This is a genomic window from Coprococcus sp. RTP21281st1_F1_RTP21281_210402 (assembly GCF_040915325.1).
GTDB classification, from domain to species: Bacteria; Bacillota; Clostridia; order Lachnospirales; family Lachnospiraceae; genus Coprococcus; species Coprococcus aceti.
The window spans coordinates 114,880-135,130 of sequence record NZ_JBCPDQ010000002.1; the positions used below are offsets into that span (position 1 = coordinate 114,880).

A 20,251-nucleotide genomic window follows, 5' to 3' on the forward strand; every position below is an offset into this window, starting at 1 on the left:
CCAAATCATTTGTGTATTAGTCGGCAAGGGCTTTCTGGAAATCTTCTATGAGATCCTCCACGTCCTCGATTCCGACACTAATACGAATCATATCATCATATACGTTGGCGTCAAGCTTCTCCTGCTCTGTGCTGTGCGCATTCAGTGTTGATTCAGGATGCACGATGAGCGTCTTTGTGTCTCCTATGTTCGACACTATCTGCGGTATTGTGAGCTTGTTCATCACCGCAAATGCCTTCTCCTTGCTGCCGACTCTGATGGTGATTATGGCACCATAACCACCGTGGAGCTGTTCATTTGCGATGTCATGCCAAGGACTGGATTCAAGTCCCGGATAGTTGACTTTTACACCCTCCTGACTTTCCAGGAACTGAGCAAGGGCAAGTGCATTGTGTGAGCATCGCTCCATTCGAATCCCCAATGTCTCCATGCCCAGCATATTGTAAAATGCCGTCTGCGGAGCTATGCAGGCTCCTGTATTTCTAAAAAGTCCGTTTCTGAGCTTTGCTATATAGGCGAACTTTCCGAACATCTTGTACTGCTGCAGAAGCGGATAACGCTCTGCGTCCCATTTAAAATTGCCGCTGTCGGTGATGACTCCGCTTATGGCATCGCTGTTGCCATTGATGTACTTGGATGTGGAATTGATGACTATGTCCGCTCCAAGTGTCAGTGGTGTGACCAGATATGCAGTCGCCACTGTATTGTCTATCAGGAGCGGCAGGTTATGTGAATGTGCCAGCTCCGAGAGAGCTTTGATATCCACCACATCAAGCTTTGGATTACCTATGGTCTCGGCAAATATCACTCTGGTATTCTCCGTGATCGCCGCCTCAACCGCTTCCTTATTCGATATCTCCACAAATGTCGTCTTGATCCCAAATGCCTCCAGATCGTGGAACAGATCTATCGTTCCACCGTAGAGTCCTGTGCTGGAGACTATCTCTCCGCCAGTCCCTACTATATTTAAGAGTGCATTTGTGAGTGCCGCCATTCCAGAAGAACACGCTACCGAACCCACTCCCTTTTCAAGATTCGTCATCCGCTCCTCAAATGCAGCTATCGTCGGGTTGTTGATCCTCGTGTAAGAATACCCCGTCGCCTTGTTGTGGAAGAGCTTCTCATGCTGCTCCGCCGAAGGCTGATAGAATGCACTGGATTGATAGATCGGTGTAAGTGTGGCGCCTGTATTCTCATCACCAAGCTTTGCGCTGTGTAATAATGCTGTGTTAAATCTCATGATCTTCTATGCCTCACTAAATAATAAATCCTATAATTCCTACGAACATGATAGGATTATAGCTCTTATACCCTACTATGTCAATAGGAATTATAAAATAAGCCATGCAGATAATAAAAAAATGCCAGTTGATGGGAGCTTGATCACAATCAACTGGTGTTTTTTTGTTATCTATATGGCGCATGCCATTCCACGAGCTGCGTTAGCAGCGAGGGGAGCATGGCTTATTTTATAATTTCGTCCGTCTTCCACGGCGCATGCCATCCTCAAGGCCGCGTTAGCGGCGAGGGGCGCATTGCTTATTTTATAATTCCGTACGGTATACACGGCACATGCCATTTCTCTGGCAGCTTCCCCATACGTTTTCACTCATTTCTTATTTGCAATTTTCTTATACAGCATCTTCCTCACATAGAAATAACATACTATCTGCATAGCAAGGGTTATGATCCAGGACGCCGGATATGAGATGAACAGAACCGCCAGGGATCTGTGTCTCGGGAAAATCCAGTATATCCACACGATTCGGGTTCCCACCGTTCCTATGATCGAGAGGAGCATCGGAACTCCGGAATGTCCCATCCCACGAAGCGCCCCCGGGAACAAGTCCATAAATCCGCACAGGAAATATGTGACTGTCGTATACAGCAGAATCTCCATTCCGCACTTTATAACCGCGTCGCTGCTCGTATATATATGCAGCAGCTGCGGTCCAAAGAAATACGCTCCATTGCCCAGAACCATCATTGCCGCAAATGACAATATCAGACAGTCGATCAGAACTCTCTCCATACGTTTCCATTTGCCGACACCGTAGTTCTGGCTCGTAAAACTCATGCACGCCTGCGTTACAGCATTCACCGTCACATACAGAAAGCCAAATATATTATTTGCCGACGTGTAGCCCGCCATGGCAACCGAGCCAAACGAGTTGACTGACGACTGCAGCAGTACATTTGAGAAGTTGATGACCGTGCTCTGGATTCCAGCCGGAACTCCGACCGAAAAGATCTGCTTTACATATGCACCCTTGATGGTAAGCTTTGAAAATCTAAGCTGATAGCTCGTTTCTGACCTGCACAGGCAGCGGAGGACGAGCACGCAGGATATCAGCTGTGAGATGACTGTTCCGATTGCGACCCCCGCAACTCCAAGCTTGAAAATGATCACAAAACACAGGTTAAGGCCTGTATTTGCAATTCCGGATATAACCAGAAAAAGGAGTGGTCTTTTGGTATCTCCCACCGCCCTGAGTATGGCAGCGCCGTAATTGTACAGCATGAAAAATGGCATTCCCAGGAAATATATCCTCATATATAAAGAAGAAAGTCCGATGACATCCCCCGGAGTATCCATAAGCTCAAGCGCCGGTTTTGCGCAAATCCACCCGACAAAGGCCATAATAATACCGCTGACCAGCGCCAGCGCGATCGCGGTATGTACTGTCTCTGACATTTCTTTATCTTTTCCTGCGGCATAAAGCCTTGCCGCAAGCACATTTGCCCCAAGGGATATCCCTATGAACAAATTGGTGAATACATTGATAAGTGCTGTGGTTGAACCGACCGCCGCCAGCGACTCGTTACCACTGAACTTCCCTACAACAATGATATCCACCGCATTGAACATCAGCTGCAGAATACCCGAGAGCATAAGCGGGAGCGAAAATGAGATCAGCTTATCCATGATCGTCCCGTTGCACATATCAATTTCATATTTATTTTGTTTTAATGTAGAACTCATTTCTTTCCTCACCAACTAATAGCATATATGTTCTGATAAATCACACACAGCAATGCTTATGTTCGCTCTTCTGCCTGTACATATATTCATCAGCCCGCTTCATGGCGGTCTCCCAGTCGCAGCACCTCGTACCATTGGTGCCTAGTCCCATGAACAATTTTAACACAGAGTATGTTGGGGCACAATGGAGGATGTGAAGCAAACAAAACAAGAGCAAAACATATTCCCTCGTCTACTATACAAATAGTAAAATCACCTCCCATTTCCCCCTTATTTTTCCACTCACAGCGTCACTCTGCGCTTTATAAACGCATTTGCCAAAACCTATTGACACAGCGATTTGAATGGTCTAAAGTGTGCCTACCGGCCGGATAAAATACTAAGGAGGAACACTCTTGCCAACAACAAGAAAACTTTATGACAGCATCTTCAAGAAGATTCTCACGCTGTCCTCGAAAGCTGTGATCAACATGATTAACGGCCTGTTCAACATGTTTTACGATCCGGAAAACTCAACAGTATCTTATCACTGGACTGAAAATGTTCACGATAATCAGAATTCTATGACCACAACTCTGGCCGACACCATACTCGTAATCAACAATTCCGATGCATATCATATGGAAGCGCAGATGAAAAAGGATGATTCTATTGTATTCCGTGTATTTTCATATGGAGCGGGATATGCAGATCAGACTAAGGAGATACTGCAGGACGAAGAGGGCTGTCAGGTATATCGAATTCATTTTCCTGAACCCTGTGTGATATATCTGAGCAATGTACCAAAATCAGTACCTGATACATATTCGTTGCAGGTGGGATTCGGGCATACCCAGAACATAATCTATAACGTCCCTGTTACAAAACTCACGTCCTGCTCCGTAAAGGAAATAAACGACAGGAAAATGATCATCCTGATTCCATTCTACATTCTGAAACTCCGCGAAAAGCTGAGGAATAAGAAAGCACGTACACCAAAGAATATAGCCTCATTGAAAAGCCTCATCAAAACAGATATAATGGGTAGCATAGACAAGCACGTGGAACTTGGGAATATAACAGCTGAGGATGGAGCACAACTATACAGATTTACTCAGATGCTTTATACTCGCCTATATTCCCAGTTTGAAGAGACCGAGGAGGTTACGGATATGGTGGAACAGTCGATTATTACATTTGTGGATGTTTTTCAGGAAGAGAAAGCCAGGATGGAAAAACGTATGGCTGAGATGGATAAGGAGATTGCCGACAAAGACAAGAAGCTCGCCGACAAGGACAACGAGCTTGCCGAATTAAGGGCAGAAATAGCCAGACTTAAAGGTTCTGACAAATAAATATTTCATATTACTACTTTCTATACAAAAGCGAAGGACGAAGGCATAAAACACCTCCGTCCTTCGCTTTATTATTATATTACTACGTGATCTTTTTTAGATGTAGTTTCCATCGTGAACCTGGGCCGCGTCGTATACAGACTCCTTGCGGATCTCATCTGCTATCTCGTCTGCGTCAAGCTCGCCGTCAGCATTCCAGTCGCCACTGTAGATCTCGGCGCCTTCTACCTTGATTCCTGCGATCTGCTGCTCGCTTGCGAAGAGAAGTACGATGATTCCGGCATGATGAAGATGCTTTAATACAGCATTTACATCCTCGCGGATATCTGGAGCGTACAGGTATGTATGACGTCCGTCGATGCTGAGCTTCTTCTCTACCGACTCAACGAAATCTCTTGTGACATTGCCTGCTGCAAATGGAACTATGACAGCCTTCTGTCCCTTGATCGCTGCACGCACATTTCTGTCTATGCGTCCCTCGTAAAGTCCGGTCTCCTCAGTGTGAACCTCCTCGACAACACCGCAGGCACTTGTCATGTCTGTTACACGATCAATGAGTATGAGTTCTCCGAGAGTCTTATGCTTCTTGAACTCGTCAACCACGATCCTGTCGGCAAATGCGATCCTGCATACTGCGATACCATTCTTGGAAAGGGTGTCCGCTGATTTCTGCTCGCCTGTATTTACATCTATGGTGTAATCGATATGTGTAACTGTACCAGGGATCATTTTTGTTCCGAGCTTCACGAAGAAGTTCTTGCCATTGTACAGCTCATCGTCATCCATCCAGAGAAGTGTTGCGGTGATCGAAGATGCAACCTTTGCGCCTGAATCAACTGTGAGCACACATCCTCTTGACACATCAACCTCACGGTCAAGCTGTATTGTTACAGGCTGTCCCTTCTGTGCTGAGTCCACTGTGTCAAATCCCACATGGATGCTCTTGACCTTTGCGGTCTCGTTGCTTGGGAGTGTGTTGATCTCGTCTCCGACGTGGATCTCACCATCCTCGATCTGACCCTGGAAACCTCTGAATGTGTGGTCAGGACGGCACACTCTCTGAACAGGCATATAGAATCCTGCCTCTGTGTTATCCTCTGCGATATCTATATCCTCAAGGTATGTAAGGAGTGCTGGACCCTCATACCAAGGTATGTTCTCCGACTTCTTTGTCACATTGTCACCCTCTGTCGCTGACACAGGGATGATAGTGATATTTGGCAGACTGAGCTCTGATGACAGCTCATTTATCTGCTCAACTATCTCGTTGAAACGCTTCTCATCGTATCCGACAAGATCCATCTTATTTACTGCAAATACAAAGTATCTGATTCCCATCAGCGCGCAGATCCTTGCGTGTCTTCTGGTCTGCACCAGCACGCCCTGCTTTGCATCGATGAGGATGACTGCCAGGTCGGCAAATGAAGCTCCAACCGCCATATTCCTTGTGTACTCCTCATGGCCCGGTGTATCTGCCACGATGAAGCTTCTCTTGTCTGTTGTAAAATATCTGTATGCAACGTCGATGGTGATACCCTGCTCACGCTCCGCCATCAGTCCATCCAGAAGAAGTGAATAGTCGATGGCACCGCCGCGGCTTCCTACCTTGGAATCAAGCTCCAGAGCCTTCTCCTGATCTGCATATAAAAGCTTTGAATCGTATAATATATGTCCTATAAGTGTTGACTTTCCGTCATCTACACTTCCGCATGTTATAAATTTAAGTAATCCACTCATCTTAGAAGTATCCCTCCCTCTTTCTACGCTCCATGCTGCCTGCTGCCTCGTTGTCAATAACTCTGGTGGTTCTCTCTGAGGATACCGCACTGAGCGTCTCCTCGATAATCTCAGGGAGTGTGTCCGCTGTGGACTCCACGCCGCCTGTCAGTGGATAGCATCCGAGAGTTCTGAAACGAACACTCTTCATCTCTATCTTCTCACCAGGTCTGAGTTTCATTCTGTCATCATCGACCATGATGATATTGCCGTCACGGTATACAACAGGTCTCTCCTTTGCAAAGTACAGTGATGGAATCTCTATGTTCTCACGCTCTATGTACTCCCATATATCAGCCTCTGTCCAGTTGGAAAGTGGAAATACTCTGACCTCCTCGCCCTTCTGGATCTTGGTGTTGAACAACTTCCACATCTCCGGTCTCTGGTTCTTTGGATCCCAGGCATGCTGTGCATTTCTGAATGAGAGTATCCTCTCCTTCGCACGGGACTTCTCCTCGTCTCTGCGTCCGCCGCCAAATGCTGCTGTGAAACCGTATTTGTCAAGAGCCTGCTTGAGCGCCTGTGTCTTCATGATATCTGTGTATGCTGAGCCGTGGTCAAATGGATTGATGCCCTTCTTGACACCCTCCTCGTTGATGTACTCGATCATGTCAAGTCCGTATTTCTTCGCTGTCTTGTCTCTGAACTCGATCATTTCCTTGAACTTCCATGTTGTATTTACATGCAAGAATGGAAATGGCGGCTTCTCAGGATAGAATGCCTTGAGTGCCAGATGAAGCATTACCGAGCTGTCCTTTCCTATGGAATAAAGCATAACCGGCTTCTCACACTCCGCAGCAACTTCGCGGATGATGTATATCGCCTCTGCCTCCAGTTCGTCAAGATGTGATAATGTACCCATATCTATACCAACCTTTCTTCTTTTATCTTTTAATATTTATTAGCTTCCTTCTTATCTATCACGATCTGGTCTGTGGTGCCATCCATCTTTCGGATATTCCACAGAAGCAGATCTCCCTTGTTCTCCACCGACATCCGGCTTCCCATTCCGCCGATGTCAGCTCCGAGATATAATGAGATGGCGTCAAATGCACACTCCTTGATACAGGATGAACACCCCCAGCAATCCTTAGGGTATTTCATGAATATCTGTCCATCCTCATCTCTCTTTATGAGGGAACCCGGGCAGACATTTGCACATTTGCCGCAGTTTTTGCAAAGCTCTTTATTTATCACTATGCTCATATACATCCCCCTTTCCTTGGAACATCAGCCCATTTGAAGTCGCCTTCGGCGAGGGGCTGACGCTGCATGCCTTATTCCCTGCGGGAACCTGGCACAAATTAACCAGGTCTCTGTGTATCATCTTAAGCTCGCCGTCCACCATCTTTGAATTGACAAATATCTCCCAGTCTTTACTCTTCTCCGGGTAGTCCAGATTCTCAGCAAAGCTGTGCCATCTCGTCTCCTTCCTGTCCTTCAGGTGTGCGATTACAGAGAGTGCAACTGTGAGTCTCTCCTTCACCTCATACACAAACATGAGCTCGTGCATGTCGTGGGCACTTATGTGCCATACAAGTTTCTGGAGCTGCTCTATCTTCTCCTTTGCCAGCTCAAGCTGCTTCTCGTTGAACTGGTAGTGGGTGGATATTCCTCCGGCGTAGTTGTCCATGACCTTCTGCATGGCCTCCTCTATCGCCTCGTACGTGAACATCTTCTCGTCAGTGTCGAGGAAATGGTCATACTCTTCTATCTTTCTGTCAAATGCTGTCTCCTCGTCAAGCTCAGGATCAAGGTATCCCTCGTCAAGCTGCTTTACCATGGCAATGGCTGCTATCTCTCCCTCAACCATCGCTCCGGTCACATACTTCTGTGGACATCCGCCCGCCACATCTCCGGCTGCGAACAGTCCGCGTATTGTGGACTCTCTGTCGTTGTCCACCCAGTAACCGCTCGCCGTGTGGCCTCCGACTATATAAGGCTCTGTGCCCTCTATCTCCACATTCTGCTCACTCGGATTCTTGCCGGACTCTAGCCATTTGAGAGTCTGGCTCGGAGCCATGTTGAGGTATGCCCTCTTCAGTGAGTCATCCTGCTCTGGGGTGATGCCCTCGGTTCTCAGATAGCATGGACCTCTGCCTTCTATATTCTCTCTCACCGTTCCGTACACTCTCTGGGATGTGGTGAGTCCGTATTTGTTCTCGTATACCTCGCCGAGTGAGTTGACCTGCTTAGCGCCGACACCCTGGGCTATAGTTCCAGTTGGGGCTATGGTGTCCTTACATCTGAGTGCTATAAATCTCATCTCAAATGTAGTCATCTCCGCCCCGGCATTTATTCCCATTGCATATCCCGCTCCGGTGTTGAACGGCGGATACCACATCTTATGCCTCGAAAATCCCGGATTGTTCGGTCTGTAAAGTCCCGCCGCACCGCCTGTAGCACAGAGCACTTTCTTTGCTCTGATCTCGTAGGCTGTATTATCCTCTATGGAGAATCCAAATGCCCCGAGGATCTGATTATTTTCAACTATATAATCCGTGATGTTGACTCTGTTAAGTATCTGACAGTTGTCAAGCTCCTCCACCGCATTTGCAAGCAGCGGCTTCATGTTCTCACCATTTATCTTGATATTTCTGTTGCCCCTTGCAACATACTCTCCATTCTCATCCTTGAGGATAACCAGCCCCAGCTTCTCCATCTTGTCTGTTACACGGTTCAGCCCCTGTGACATAGAAAGCAAAAGATCTTCTCTGACGATCCCGTCAGCGTCTTTCCTGCAGTAGTCCACATAGTCCTCAGGCTTCCTGCCCTTTACTATGTATGCGTTGATGGCGTTCACTCCCGCCGCCAGACATCCACTTCTCTTTATATTTGCCTTCTCCGCGATGACGATGGAATAATCAGAATGCTCTCTGACGGTCAGCGCTGCATAGCAGCCAGCCGTACCACCACCGATTATCAAAATGTCCGTATGAAGTATTTTCCTGTTTGCAATACCCATATTTTCTCTCCAATCACTTTTATAATTAGATGTAGAATACATCGTTATCCTGCATTGCCTTGTTCTCCAGCAGATATGTCTGATTCTCATCAAATACATACAGCCTGTAGATTAGAACGTGAACCTGCTCCCCCGGCTTTACGACATCCTTCTCCATGGATCTCTCAGCGACGATCTCCACTCCGTTGACATCCACCGTTACGTCCAGATGGCTTCCGCGGAACAGCACATCCTTGACTATTCCCGACTCCGCCGCACTCTGGTACTGATCCAGTCTGCCGCTCTTGGATATCTTTACAAACTCAGGTCTGATGACTGCCTTGTCCGCTCCCGGCACTCTATCAAAGCCCTTAAGCTTCTCGTAGTCCTCCACAACGGTTGACCTTCCGATGAACTGTGCCACAAACGGTGTGGACGGCGTCTTGTATATCTCCATCGGTGATCCCATCTGCTCTATCTGTCCGTGATTGGTGATGATGATCTCATCCGCAACCTCCACAGCCTCATCCTGATCGTGAGTGACAAATATGCTCGTTATGCCAAGCTTTTCAACCATCTCCTTGAGCCAGGTTCTAAGCTCCGTCCTGACCTTTGCATCTATCGCGGCAAATGGCTCGTCCAGCAGCAACACCTGTGGATTCGGTGCCAGCGCCCTGGCAAATGCCACTCTCTGCCGTTGTCCGCCTGAGAGCTGATTCGGATATCTCTTCTCCATACCTGACAGCCCTGTAAGCTCCAGAAGCTCCATAACTCTCTTCTTGATCTCCTTCTTTGGAACCTTCATGAGTTCAAGTCCGAATGCCACATTGTCAAATACCGTCATGTAACGGAACAGTGCATAATTCTGGAATACAAATCCTATTCCTCTCTTCGCAGCTGGTATATCATTTACACGCCTGCCGTCTATGTATATGTCACCGGAATTTGGATTTTCAAGTCCGGCTATCATTCGGAGAAGTGTCGTCTTTCCGCTTCCCGACGGTCCCAGAAGCGCCACCAGCTTGCCCTTCTCCACACCAAAGCTGACATTGTTGGACGCCAGGAAATCTCCATATTTCTTATATATATTTTTCATCTCGACGTACATGTCGTCAGCCTCCTTATTGTTTTCTTATTCTGCCACATCTGATCTATCTCTCGAAGCTCCTGCAAGCCATCCCATATGCAGACTATCTCACTTCACCCTTATCGGATATCGCCCTTTTTCGGGTATCGCCCCCTCGCCTCCGCTCAGCGGCAGGTCGTCACGCGCATGAGAGTTATGAACTTCGTTCATAAGCGCGTTTCCTCTTCGCTCTGTACTCAAGCAGATTTCTCAGGAACAATATTATGACTGCTATGATCACCAGTATGGACGATACAGCAAATGCTGCTGTGATGGATTCCTCCGTTCCCGACATGTACAGCGCATCGATCTCAAGTGGAAGTGTAAATGTCCCACCCCTTGTCTTGGACAATGCATTTACCGCACCGAACTCGCCGAGTGCTCTGGCGGTACAGAGAATTATTCCGTATATGAGTCCCCATTTCATCTGGGGAAGTGTTATCCTTCTGAATATCGTGAAGCCCTTCGCCCCCATGAGCGCCGCTGCCTCCTCCTCATCCTTGCCCTGGGCGTTCAGCACCGGGATAAGCTCCCTCGACACAAATGGGAATGTCACGAATATGGTAGCAAGCACAACTCCCGGAACTGCAAATGTTATCCTGATGTTTGTCCCCAGCATATCATTGATCCACCTGATCGCCGGATACGTCCATCCAAGTCTTCCAAATGTCATGAGGTAGGCAAGGCCTACGATGACAGGTGATATGGAAAACGGAATGTCTATCAGTGTCGCCAGCACCTGCTTGCCTTTGAAGGAGAACTTCGTCAGCAGCCATGCCGCACATATTCCGAAAAATGTGTTTACCACCACAGCTATGACTGTGGCAATAAGTGTGACACCAAGTGCACTTATCACGTACTCTGTCGTGATGGACTGCAGGTAGAACTTAAAGCCCTCCTTCAGCGCACTTGTTATCACCGATATAAGTGGAACAACAAGCATGAGCACTATGAAAAGCACCGTCACGGTTATCAGTATTATCTTTGTCCTGCGCTTGCCGCGCTGCAGCTTTTCCTGTTCGCTCATTGTGTTTTCTCCTTTCGTTTGTGCATTTGCGCATCAATGATTGTCGTAACTTATTATAGGTTTATAGTAGGTTTGTCCTTCTCGACTGCCTCAGCTGTACTATGTTGATCGCAAATAACAATACAAATGATATGACCAGCATCACCAGTGCTATCGCTGTTGCGCTGGCATAGTCTATGTAGCTGAGCTTCTGCATGATCACGTATGATATGACCTGTGTCTGCTCCTTCGCGCTGTTGCCCGATATGTAGATGACACTGCCGTACTCTCCGATTCCTCTGGCAAATGCCAGTCCAAATCCTGTAAGCAGCGCCGGTCTGAGCTCCGGAAGAATAACCTTGAAAAATGTTCTTCTCGGTGTGGCTCCGAGCATGTAGGCCGCCTCCTCGTACTGATTGTCCATCTTCTCAAGTATCGGCTGCACCGCCCTTATGACAAATGGTATTCCCACAAATACAAGGGCGATGGTAAGTCCGATCTTCGTGTATGCAACGTCTATTCCAAGAGCCTTGAGCGTTTTTCCAAGAAATCCATCCTCACTGTAAAGTCTCGACAGTGTGATACCGGCAACCGCCGTTGGCAGACAGAATGGAAGCTCTATGAATCCGTCCAGTATCTTCTTGCCGGGAAAATCGTATTTGACCAGTGTCCACGCTATTATCAGACCAAACACCGTGTTGGCTATCGCCGCTATGAACGAACAGCCGATGCTGGTCTTAAATGCATTCAGCACATTCTTCTTCAGAAGCAGATGCCAGAATTCACCCGGTGAGAGCTTCAGCGATGACACCAGCACCGATGCCAGCGGGATCAGAACTATCAGCGACAGCATTGCAATGACTATTCCAAGCGTCAGATGATATCCCGGGATAACTCTGGTCTTCTTTGCGTTATTAAGTTTATCCTTCTTGCCATTTTCCTCTGCTGCCATCTCGTCTTCCAATCCATTTTAATAATCATATATCTCGTCAAACTTTGCACCGTCATCGAAGAAATCCTCATAGGCTTTGTCCCAGCCTCCGAAATCATCTATGGTCCACTGCTTGATGTCCAGATCAAATACGTCTGCATACTCTGCAAGTATCTTCTCATTTGTCGGGCGATAGCCGCTCTCAGCCTCAAGCCTCTGAGCGTCATCGCTGTACAGGTACTTCAGATACTCTGTGCTGACCGACTCTGTTCCATTGTGCTTTGCGTTGTCATCGACAACCGCCACACTCGGCTGAGCCAGTATACTCACCGACGGATTAACTATCTCGTAATCCTCCGGGTATTCCCTCAGGGTTGCTATCGCCTCATTCTCCCAGGCAATCAGTACATCACCCTTGCCATTCTCCACAAATGTGGTCGTCGAACCTCTGGCTCCCGAATCCATGACCGACACATTCTGATAAAGCTTCTTCATAAACTGCCATATATCAGCTTCATCGCTGTATGTAGTTCTGGCATAGGCAAGAGCCGCAAGGAAATTCCAACAGGCTCCGCCGCTACTCTTCGGATCAGGTGTTATGACTTCCACATCGTCCTTCACCAGATCGTTCCAGTCCTTTATATCCTTAGCATTTCCCTTTCTCACTAGGAACACGATAGTGGATGTGTAGGGTGCTGAATCCTTGTCAAATTCATCTATCCAGCCTGAATCTATCAGGCCATTTGCTGATATGAGGTCAATGTCATGCTCAAGTGCCAGTGTGACAACATCTGCATTACAGCCCTCCACCACCGACCTCGCCTGTGAGCCGGAACCTCCATGAGACTGGATGACCTTGATGTCCTGTCCGTACTGCTCTTTGTAATACTGTTCGAACATGTCATTGTATCGCTCATACAGCTCCCTCGTCGGGTCATACGAAACATTTGTAATTGTGATAACATCGTCCTTCTTCCCGCCACAGCCGGCCGCGCCTATCGCCAGCACCGCCGCCATGGACAGAAGCAATACTCTTTTCCCAAGTCTCATATTTTTCTCCTAATTACAGGTTAAACAGTGATGTTGAGAGGTATCTCTCTCCTGTATCCGGGAAGAGAACCACGATGGTCTTGCCCTCGTACTCAGGTCTCTTTGCAAGCTCAGTTGCCGCATAGAGTGCCGCACCTGCGGATATTCCAACCAATACACCATCTGTCTTTGCTATTTTTCTCGCTGTGTCAAATGCATCATCGTTCTGGATCCTGATGATCTCATCCACGATGCTCAGATCCATAACGCCAGGTACGAATCCTGCTCCGATTCCCTGAATCTTGTGTGGGCCAGGTGCACCGCCTGAGAGAACAGGTGAATCAGCAGGCTCAACTGCTATCAGCTTGACATTCGGGTTGTGCTCCTTAAGTCCGCTTCCTGTTCCTGTGGCTGTTCCGCCTGTTCCTACTGCTGATACAAATGCATCAACCTTTCCGTCTGTATCTCTCCAGATTTCCTCTGCTGTTGTCTTCTTGTGGATAGCAGGATTTGCCTTGTTCTCAAACTGCTGTGGGATGAATGCATTTCCGTACTGCTCTTTGAGCTCATTTGCCTTGGCGATGGCTCCCTTCATTCCCTCTCTGCCCGGTGTTAACACGATCTCAGCACCGAGAGCTGACACGATCTTTCTACGCTCAACGCTCATGGTGTCCGGCATGGTGAGTATCAGGTGAAGGCCCTTTGCTGCTGATACAAATGCAAGTCCGATTCCTGTATTGCCTGATGTAGGCTCGATGATGACTGTCTCCTGATTGATGAGGCCATCCTTTATTCCCTGCTCGATCATGGCTGCTGCCACACGATCCTTCACTGAGCCAAGCGGGTTGAAATACTCAAGCTTTGCAACGATGTGTGCCTTGAGGCCAAGCTCCTTCTCATAATTTGTGAGCTCCAGAAGTGGAGTATTTCCTATAAGTTCTGTTAACTGTGATGCTATCTTTGCCATGATTTTGTTTCCTTTCTTTTTTTACTTTTTTGAAGTCTCTATGTTCTTTCTTGATTCTTTACTATCTTTATATACTGTACATTATTTTCTATATAATTCTTAACAGGCCATCTGATAAATCTTTTCCTCTATTGCTCCTGCCAGTGCTGCATGGCCCTCAGGATTCATGTGCTCCTGATCTGCCTCGCTGCTGTCCGCCACAGATGACGCCGCCAGAAATTCTACACCAAACTCGTCGGCTATCTTTTTATAGACATCTGTGAGCTTCCTTGACACCTCAACGGATTCCGATGAGAACTCAGGATCAAATTCATCCTTCCACACCTGCTCGCCTAAGTGTATCGGCGATACGAGAAGTATCCTGCTGTCTGCTGAATACTGCCTCGCCTGAATGAGCAGTCTCCGTATTCCCTTGCCTATCACATCCGGTGATGCCGAGAACACCGTCTTACAGTCATTTGTTCCAAGCATGATTACTATATTCTCCGGTTTGTGTGTCTCCAGCAGAGTTGGGAACAGCGACACGCCCTTTCTTCCCTGTCTCAGTGGATCCTCGAACACTGTTGTTCTTCCACAGAGGCCTTCCTCTATGATCCTTATATCTTTATTTGCCAGCTTCTGCTGCAATATACTGGTCCATCTGATTCCCCAGGGAAATCTCTCCCCATTCTCAGGATTGTATCCCCATGTATTGGAATCTCCAAAGCACAACACCTGTTGCATGTGTCCACCTCCTGTCTATTGAACCTCGCTCTGTTCAATGGATTTCATCATCAATCCACATATATCCTATCTGATATGTAGTAATTATCTATCAACATGTTGGAGTATACAACTTATTTCCTACTATGTCAATAGGGATTATGTGCTTTTATTGTTTAAAAAAAGAGTGAAGATGTAAAAAATATCATCTCCACTCCTTTATAAAGCACATATCCAGCCGTTAATCCTCTGCATTAGGATCACAATCTCTTACATACACATCAACCGAACTACCGCTTACTTTTATGTAATATGACTTTCCAGCTTCACAGTTATAGCTCATGTAAAAATCTTTTTTATTTGTTGTCTTGCTATGCTCTGCATCGTCCACTTCCATGAGCAGATTTTTGTTCTCATCATATAAGTATCCCTTTGGATCACCGTATGAAACAGAATAAAAATAATATGTTCCTGTTTTCTTTGGCACATACCTGTAATACATTCCAACTTCTGCATATACATCGTTAAAATTGCCAAAGTCAATAGCAAATTCATTCACATCCGCAGTTAACGTGGTCGTCTTACTGGTCACTTTTGCTGATATCACACCACGCTTACCTGAACCTTCCGCTGTCAGCTCATATGTTCCAGGAACAAGATACACATATCCGTTCCAGCCACATATTCTACCATATTCATCTGTCCATCTGCCCAGATCGTCAACCGTGCACTTTTCATTGTTAGATTTGACCGCAATCTTTGTTACATCCGCCGCAAGATCCACTTTATTCTCCCCAACGCCAAATGTACGATTGCCGATATAAGTCACATCGTCCCCAATTTTAATTTTCACATCATATGTTCCAGGAATAATTGACATATAATATTGTCCATTACGATCTACTGTAGCAAATTCACTGTTAAGTTCGTATTGGACTGAATTATCTTTGTTTATGATAATAACACTTGCCCCATCCAGTATATTGCCATTTTTATCTCTGACATACCCCATAAGAGTTGATCCAAGTATAGTTTTTATCACACAACCAACTATGGTACTTATTTTTTCGTTGTTGGCATCTGTTATTTTTACTTTGAGATTATATGTACCTTCTTCTTCTAATTTACCGGTTATTTTTCCTTTTGAATCAATGCTGAGATTATAACTTTCTCCGACAAAACTGTATGTATAACTTCCGGAACCGCCAGCCACAGCTGCAATACTATTGTTGATCCTACAGATATGGCTGTTACGTCCCATAATTTTAAATACTGGTTCATAATTTCCTGCAATCGTTGTCTGGCTGTATATATTCCATGAAATTTCATAAGTGTCCACATTTCCCAGTTCATCGACTGCTTTAACAGTTGTCACAGTCGTTCCCGCCTTAGTCGGTTTTCCACTGAAATAAACCTTATTGGCATCTCCTGGATCCACCTTGTATTTCACGCCGGCAGGGAGGCCCACTACATTGATCACACATATGCCCTTATAACCTTCAATGCTATTTACATCCAGAGTCTTATTCATACCAACATTCTGCTCACACTTATAGGATACATAAATCGTTCTATTATTCACGTCTCCAGAATAATATGTCTCAATTTTAGAATTACCTGTACCCGTAAGTCCCTTTATATATATGCAGATTCTTGCCTTTCTTGACAATGTATAGCCTCTTCTCAGTGCAATCGTATAGTTCTTATTGTCTTTTGTTGTAACACTGTCAAATGGAATATTGTAATTATAATTACCATTCATCACTGTACTCGCCTTGATTGAAAAACTTGAGGACGTCAGTTTCTGTTCAGATGACAGCGTAAGTTTAACTGTACGAGGGTTACTCATCATTGCCGATACAATTGTGACTGGTTTTTCGACCGTTATTTTGTACGAAGCCTTCTTGCCGGTGCCATCTGTAGCCTTCGCTGTTATCACTGCTGTTCCTGCAGCAACCGCATATACTTTTCCTTCAGAATTTACCATGGCTACCTTATCATTTGAAGAACTCCATGCACATTTCTTATTGGTTGCATATGCCGGCTTTATAACTGGGCTGAGCTGCATCGTTTTGCCTACATACAGCTTTCCACTTATTTTACTGAATTTTAATGATGTTATCGGTGCCTTTACTGTTACCTTGCAGACTGCTTTCTTTCCTGAACCGTCAGCAGCCACTGCTGTGATAGTCACTGTTCCACCTTTTACCGCTGTGACCCTACCTGTAGCGCTTACCTTTGCGATCTTGGAATTGCTGCTTTTCCAGATAACCTTCTTATTGCTGGTTGTGTTAGGACCTACTGTCGCCTTTATCACTGCCGACCTGCCCTTCTTGATCGTCAGCGCAGATTTGTTCACCTTGACTCTTGTGGCCGGCTGTCCGACTGTGACCTTCACCACCTTCTTGATCTTTGCGTTTGACTTGAGAGAGATCGTGATATTTGCACTACCCTTTTTCACTGCTTTTATCTTGCCTGCAGAAGATACTGTCACGATCTTTTTATTGCTTGTTGAGAATTTCAGATTGCCTGAAGTCGTATTTGTCTTCAGTGTAAATGTTTTCCCCGCCTTGAGTGTAAGAGTATTACTTGGAAGATTCTTCACCGTGATACTCTTGACGGTTGATGTGGCCGCCGCATTTGCCGGAATGCTGACACCTGTAAATGTCAATGCAAATGCAAGGATCACCGCAATGACCGCCATAAACCTGTTACTTCTTTTCATAAAGTTCCTCCTTTTTTATGTAACATTCCCTTTTATTACACCATATCATATATTAAAAATTATATGCTATGCTTGTCAATCTCGCACATGCTATTGAGCATTATTCATATCCACATAAAAAGACGTACGGGTATCCACTTAATTTCCAGGATACTCTGTGGTTATATATACCATACTGCTGTTTCGTGTAACATTAATATAGTAGACTTTTCCTGCTTCACAGTTATATGACATATAGAAATCGTGGTCATTTCCTGTGCTGATATGCTCCTGCTTGTCATCATCATTAATTGTAAGCACTTCTCCATCTGCATCATAAAGATGTCCATATGGATTATTACTCGATCCAGAGCTTGAATAGATATAGTATGCTGCCGTCATCTTTGGAACAAATCTATAGTATGTTCCCACTGATGCATTTATAGAGGTTCTATCACCAATCTCCTCATAGTCTGTCTTAATATCTGCTACAACATATGAAGTCTTGCTGTTTATCGTTGCGGTTATAGTTCCGGCTAAAGCAACCCCGCGACCTGTAAGTCTGTAAGTACCAGGCGCCAGATAAACGTATGCACCAGCTCCAACGCTGTTGCCATCCTCGTCATACCATGTGCCGATATTCTCTATATTATATCCGTTATCCTTTGATCTAACGGATATCTTTTTTACATCCGACGAATAATTTCTTCCCGAAATGTTTCCGGTAAACCGCTGTGAATATATGTATGTTGTGTCCGAACCCGAATATATAGCTATATCATATGTCCCAGGAACAATATCTACAGAATACGATCCATCTCTTTTTACATCAGAATAACAGTAATATGTATACTCTGTGGATTTGTCCCTATTCGTAAATATAATATATGCATTTGACAATACTTCTCCTGCCACATCCCTGATATATCCCGATACTGTAATTCCCTGTGCAACATTTATCACACAGTCTACAGTTGTGCTGACTCCGGCATTATCGGAATCCGTTATCCTGACTTTTATATTATAAGTACCAGCCTTATTGATGTAACCCTCCAATTTACCATTACTATAAATATCAAGACCATAAGTATTGCCAACTATATCATAGATATAATTTCCTGAGCCACCAGCTACAGAATTTATATCAGCAGCTACATGCACAGCCGCTCCACTTTCACCACGAGTGCGATAATACCTTGGGCTGTAATAAGCTGATATCACGGAGCTGTTGTATACACACCATGTTACGATAGTTGTCATTGTATTACCATACTCATCAACTGCTGTAATTGTCGTGACTGATGTGCCAGACTTGGTTATTTTCCCTGTGAAAGTAATACAGTTGGAACGCATTCCACCTATTGTATACCTCATTCCAGCCGGAACGTCCTTTACAGAAACCTTGAGGTAGCCACTGCCAGATAAATTAACGTCTGTATTCACATTCGCATTCTGCTCAATTGCTCTGGCTTCATAATATGTCTTATTATACTTTCCGTCAGAATAATATGTCTCCACCTTACCGGTTCCTGTTCCTGTAAGTCCACTTACGTACACACATATTCTGTCCGAAGATGAAAGCCTGTTCTCCTTGTTTAACCTGATCGTGTATTTTTTATTGTCTCCTGTAGACACACTTTCAATCGGAATGCTCTTGTTGTATATGCCGCCATTTAATGTGGTCTTTACTTTAACAGCAAAATTTGATGCTGTCAGCTTCTGTGCAGATGACAATGTAACATTTATTGTCTGCCTGTTATCCACCTGCGCCGAAGCAATCTTCACAGCATTTAGAACTGTCAGCTTATATTTTACTGTCTTTTTTGTTCCGTCTGTAGTTGTTGCTGTAATCACTGTGGTTCCAGCGCCAACAGCCACAACGAGTCCGAATGAACTTACCATAGCGACCTTATCATTCGAAGACTTCCAGGTACACTTTTTGTTTGTTGCATCTGCCGGTGCAATGACTGGGTTTAACTGTTCTGTTTTTCCCACATACATCTTACCGCTGCCCTTTTTGAACTTTATAGAAGTTACATACGCCTTGACTGATACCTTACAACTTGCCTTCTTGCCGGAACCATCTGCAGCTACTGCTGTGATGACTGCCGAACCGCCTCCGGCTGCTGTTATCCGTCCTCTGGAATTAACCTTAGCAACCTTTATATTGCTGCTCTTCCATACGACCTTCTTATTGCTTGCCTTGCTTGTTCCAACAGAAGCCTTTACCACAGCACTTTTTCCTTTTACCAGCGTCAGCTTGCTTTTAGTAAGCTTTACACTCGTGACAGGCTGTCCTGCAGTTACCGTAATAACCTTCTTTACCTTAGGATCAGCCTTCAGCGACATTGTAATCTTAGCTGTCCCATTTTTTACATTTCCTGCTTTGATCACTCCCGCAGTTGTCACGGTTGCTATCCTTCTGTTGCTGGTTACGAATTTCAGCTCTTTCGCCGCCACATTTGTCTTAAGAGCAAATGACTTTCCCGCCTTGAGCGTAAGTGTGCCGGCTGGCAGATTGCTCACAGTGATGCTCTTTACAACCGTGTTTTTTGCCGTAGCCGCCGTTGTAGCTGCCAGCGCAGTTCCCGGAACATTCATACCTGAAAATATCAGTGCAAATGCAAGAATGACCGCCACAGCCTTCATGATTTTTCTGTACCCTTTCATAACACTCCTCCTGATTTAATAAAAAATCCGCTATACTTCATAAAATCAGTATAGCGGACTTTATTTTATTAATCTACCA

The 20,251-nt window shown here is 45.6% G+C and carries 15 protein-coding genes; 1 reads left to right on the forward strand and 14 read right to left on the reverse strand.

The window, feature by feature from the left end; all coding sequences use genetic code 11:
* Positions 1 to 16: 16 nt before the first annotated feature.
* Together AB5150_RS02535 and AB5150_RS02540 are read right to left on the reverse strand one after the other, a co-directional pair.
* The gene (locus AB5150_RS02535) at positions 17 to 1,240 is read right to left on the reverse strand and encodes an O-acetylhomoserine aminocarboxypropyltransferase/cysteine synthase family protein (protein ID WP_055280279.1); all 1,224 of its coding nucleotides are present in this window, start codon (positions 1,238 to 1,240) and stop codon (positions 17 to 19) included.
* Positions 1,241 to 1,609: 369 nt separating this feature from the next.
* A complete protein-coding gene (locus tag AB5150_RS02540) occupies positions 1,610 to 2,983 on the reverse strand; it encodes an MATE family efflux transporter (protein ID WP_055145444.1) in 1,374 nt (457 codons plus the stop codon).
* Between the two features lie 395 nt (positions 2,984 to 3,378).
* On the opposite strand from AB5150_RS02540, the gene AB5150_RS02545 reads away from it, so the two are divergent.
* Positions 3,379 to 4,317: a hypothetical protein gene (locus AB5150_RS02545; RefSeq protein WP_368291141.1), complete on the forward strand. Its 939-nt coding sequence runs from the start codon at positions 3,379 to 3,381 to the stop codon at positions 4,315 to 4,317.
* A gap of 96 nt (positions 4,318 to 4,413) precedes the next feature.
* Here the strand turns inward: AB5150_RS02545 and AB5150_RS02550 are convergent, their stop codons facing one another.
* The 12 genes from AB5150_RS02550 to AB5150_RS02605 all read right to left on the reverse strand — a co-directional run bounded on the left by AB5150_RS02550 (position 4,414) and on the right by AB5150_RS02605 (position 20,172).
* A complete protein-coding gene (locus tag AB5150_RS02550; protein ID WP_349818890.1) occupies positions 4,414 to 6,054 on the reverse strand; it encodes a GTP-binding protein in 1,641 nt (546 codons plus the stop codon).
* Between the two features lies 1 nt (position 6,055).
* On the reverse strand, positions 6,056 to 6,955 hold the full coding sequence (gene cysD, locus AB5150_RS02555) for a sulfate adenylyltransferase subunit CysD (RefSeq protein ID WP_015534724.1): 900 nt from the start codon (positions 6,953 to 6,955) through the stop codon (positions 6,056 to 6,058).
* Between the two features lie 29 nt (positions 6,956 to 6,984).
* Positions 6,985 to 7,299 carry a ferredoxin family protein gene (locus AB5150_RS02560; protein WP_118650012.1) on the reverse strand — a complete coding sequence of 105 codons (315 nt, stop codon included), beginning with the start codon at positions 7,297 to 7,299 and terminating at the stop codon, positions 6,985 to 6,987.
* Positions 7,280 to 9,058, reverse strand: coding sequence for an adenylyl-sulfate reductase subunit alpha (locus AB5150_RS02565; RefSeq protein WP_368291142.1), 1,779 nt, complete (start codon positions 9,056 to 9,058; stop codon positions 7,280 to 7,282). Before AB5150_RS02565 ends, AB5150_RS02560 begins: the two co-directional genes overlap by 20 nt.
* 25 nt (positions 9,059 to 9,083) lie before the next feature.
* The gene (locus AB5150_RS02570) at positions 9,084 to 10,145 is read right to left on the reverse strand and encodes an ABC transporter ATP-binding protein (protein WP_015534721.1); all 1,062 of its coding nucleotides are present in this window, start codon (positions 10,143 to 10,145) and stop codon (positions 9,084 to 9,086) included.
* A gap of 172 nt (positions 10,146 to 10,317) precedes the next feature.
* A complete protein-coding gene (locus tag AB5150_RS02575) occupies positions 10,318 to 11,190 on the reverse strand; it encodes a sulfate ABC transporter permease (protein WP_004851742.1) in 873 nt (290 codons plus the stop codon).
* Between the two features lie 61 nt (positions 11,191 to 11,251).
* Positions 11,252 to 12,121, reverse strand: a complete 870-nt coding sequence (cysT, locus tag AB5150_RS02580) for a sulfate ABC transporter permease subunit CysT (RefSeq protein WP_117875187.1) — start codon at positions 12,119 to 12,121, stop codon at positions 11,252 to 11,254.
* An 18-nt stretch (positions 12,122 to 12,139) separates the two neighbouring features.
* Positions 12,140 to 13,150, reverse strand: coding sequence for a sulfate ABC transporter substrate-binding protein (locus AB5150_RS02585; protein ID WP_368291143.1), 1,011 nt, complete (start codon positions 13,148 to 13,150; stop codon positions 12,140 to 12,142).
* A 13-nt stretch (positions 13,151 to 13,163) separates the two neighbouring features.
* The gene (gene cysK, locus AB5150_RS02590) at positions 13,164 to 14,096 is read right to left on the reverse strand and encodes a cysteine synthase A (RefSeq protein ID WP_055145423.1); all 933 of its coding nucleotides are present in this window, start codon (positions 14,094 to 14,096) and stop codon (positions 13,164 to 13,166) included.
* 99 nt (positions 14,097 to 14,195) lie between these two features.
* On the reverse strand, positions 14,196 to 14,819 hold the full coding sequence (locus tag AB5150_RS02595) for a GDSL-type esterase/lipase family protein (RefSeq protein WP_368291144.1): 624 nt from the start codon (positions 14,817 to 14,819) through the stop codon (positions 14,196 to 14,198).
* Positions 14,820 to 15,039: 220 nt separating this feature from the next.
* Complete coding sequence (locus tag AB5150_RS02600) at positions 15,040 to 17,523, reverse strand: Ig-like domain-containing protein (protein WP_368291145.1); 2,484 nt, start codon at positions 17,521 to 17,523, stop codon at positions 15,040 to 15,042.
* 138 nt (positions 17,524 to 17,661) lie between these two features.
* On the reverse strand, positions 17,662 to 20,172 hold the full coding sequence (locus AB5150_RS02605) for an Ig-like domain-containing protein (protein ID WP_227134984.1): 2,511 nt from the start codon (positions 20,170 to 20,172) through the stop codon (positions 17,662 to 17,664).
* Positions 20,173 to 20,251: the final 79 nt, after the last annotated feature.

Bases quoted from the DNA above. Each gene is read 5' to 3' on its own strand.
- AB5150_RS02550 (WP_349818890.1), bottom strand. From the start codon at position 6,054: ATGAGTGGATTACTTAAATTTATAACATGCGGAAGTGTAGATGACGGA.
- AB5150_RS02570 (WP_015534721.1), bottom strand. From the start codon at position 10,145: ATGTACGTCGAGATGAAAAATATATATAAGAAATATGGAGATTTCCTG.
- cysK (WP_055145423.1), bottom strand. From the start codon at position 14,096: ATGGCAAAGATAGCATCACAGTTAACAGAACTTATAGGAAATACTCCA.
- cysD (WP_015534724.1), bottom strand. From the start codon at position 6,955: ATGGGTACATTATCACATCTTGACGAACTGGAGGCAGAGGCGATATAC.
- cysT (WP_117875187.1), bottom strand. From the start codon at position 12,121: ATGGCAGCAGAGGAAAATGGCAAGAAGGATAAACTTAATAACGCAAAG.
- AB5150_RS02540 (WP_055145444.1), bottom strand. From the start codon at position 2,983: ATGAGTTCTACATTAAAACAAAATAAATATGAAATTGATATGTGCAAC.
- AB5150_RS02585 (WP_368291143.1), bottom strand. From the start codon at position 13,150: ATGAGACTTGGGAAAAGAGTATTGCTTCTGTCCATGGCGGCGGTGCTG.
- AB5150_RS02605 (WP_227134984.1), bottom strand. From the start codon at position 20,172: ATGAAAGGGTACAGAAAAATCATGAAGGCTGTGGCGGTCATTCTTGCA.
- AB5150_RS02565 (WP_368291142.1), bottom strand. From the start codon at position 9,058: ATGGGTATTGCAAACAGGAAAATACTTCATACGGACATTTTGATAATC.
- AB5150_RS02595 (WP_368291144.1), bottom strand. From the start codon at position 14,819: ATGCAACAGGTGTTGTGCTTTGGAGATTCCAATACATGGGGATACAAT.
- AB5150_RS02560 (WP_118650012.1), bottom strand. From the start codon at position 7,299: ATGAGCATAGTGATAAATAAAGAGCTTTGCAAAAACTGCGGCAAATGT.
- AB5150_RS02600 (WP_368291145.1), bottom strand. From the start codon at position 17,523: ATGAAAAGAAGTAACAGGTTTATGGCGGTCATTGCGGTGATCCTTGCA.
- AB5150_RS02535 (WP_055280279.1), bottom strand. From the start codon at position 1,240: ATGAGATTTAACACAGCATTATTACACAGCGCAAAGCTTGGTGATGAG.
- AB5150_RS02575 (WP_004851742.1), bottom strand. From the start codon at position 11,190: ATGAGCGAACAGGAAAAGCTGCAGCGCGGCAAGCGCAGGACAAAGATA.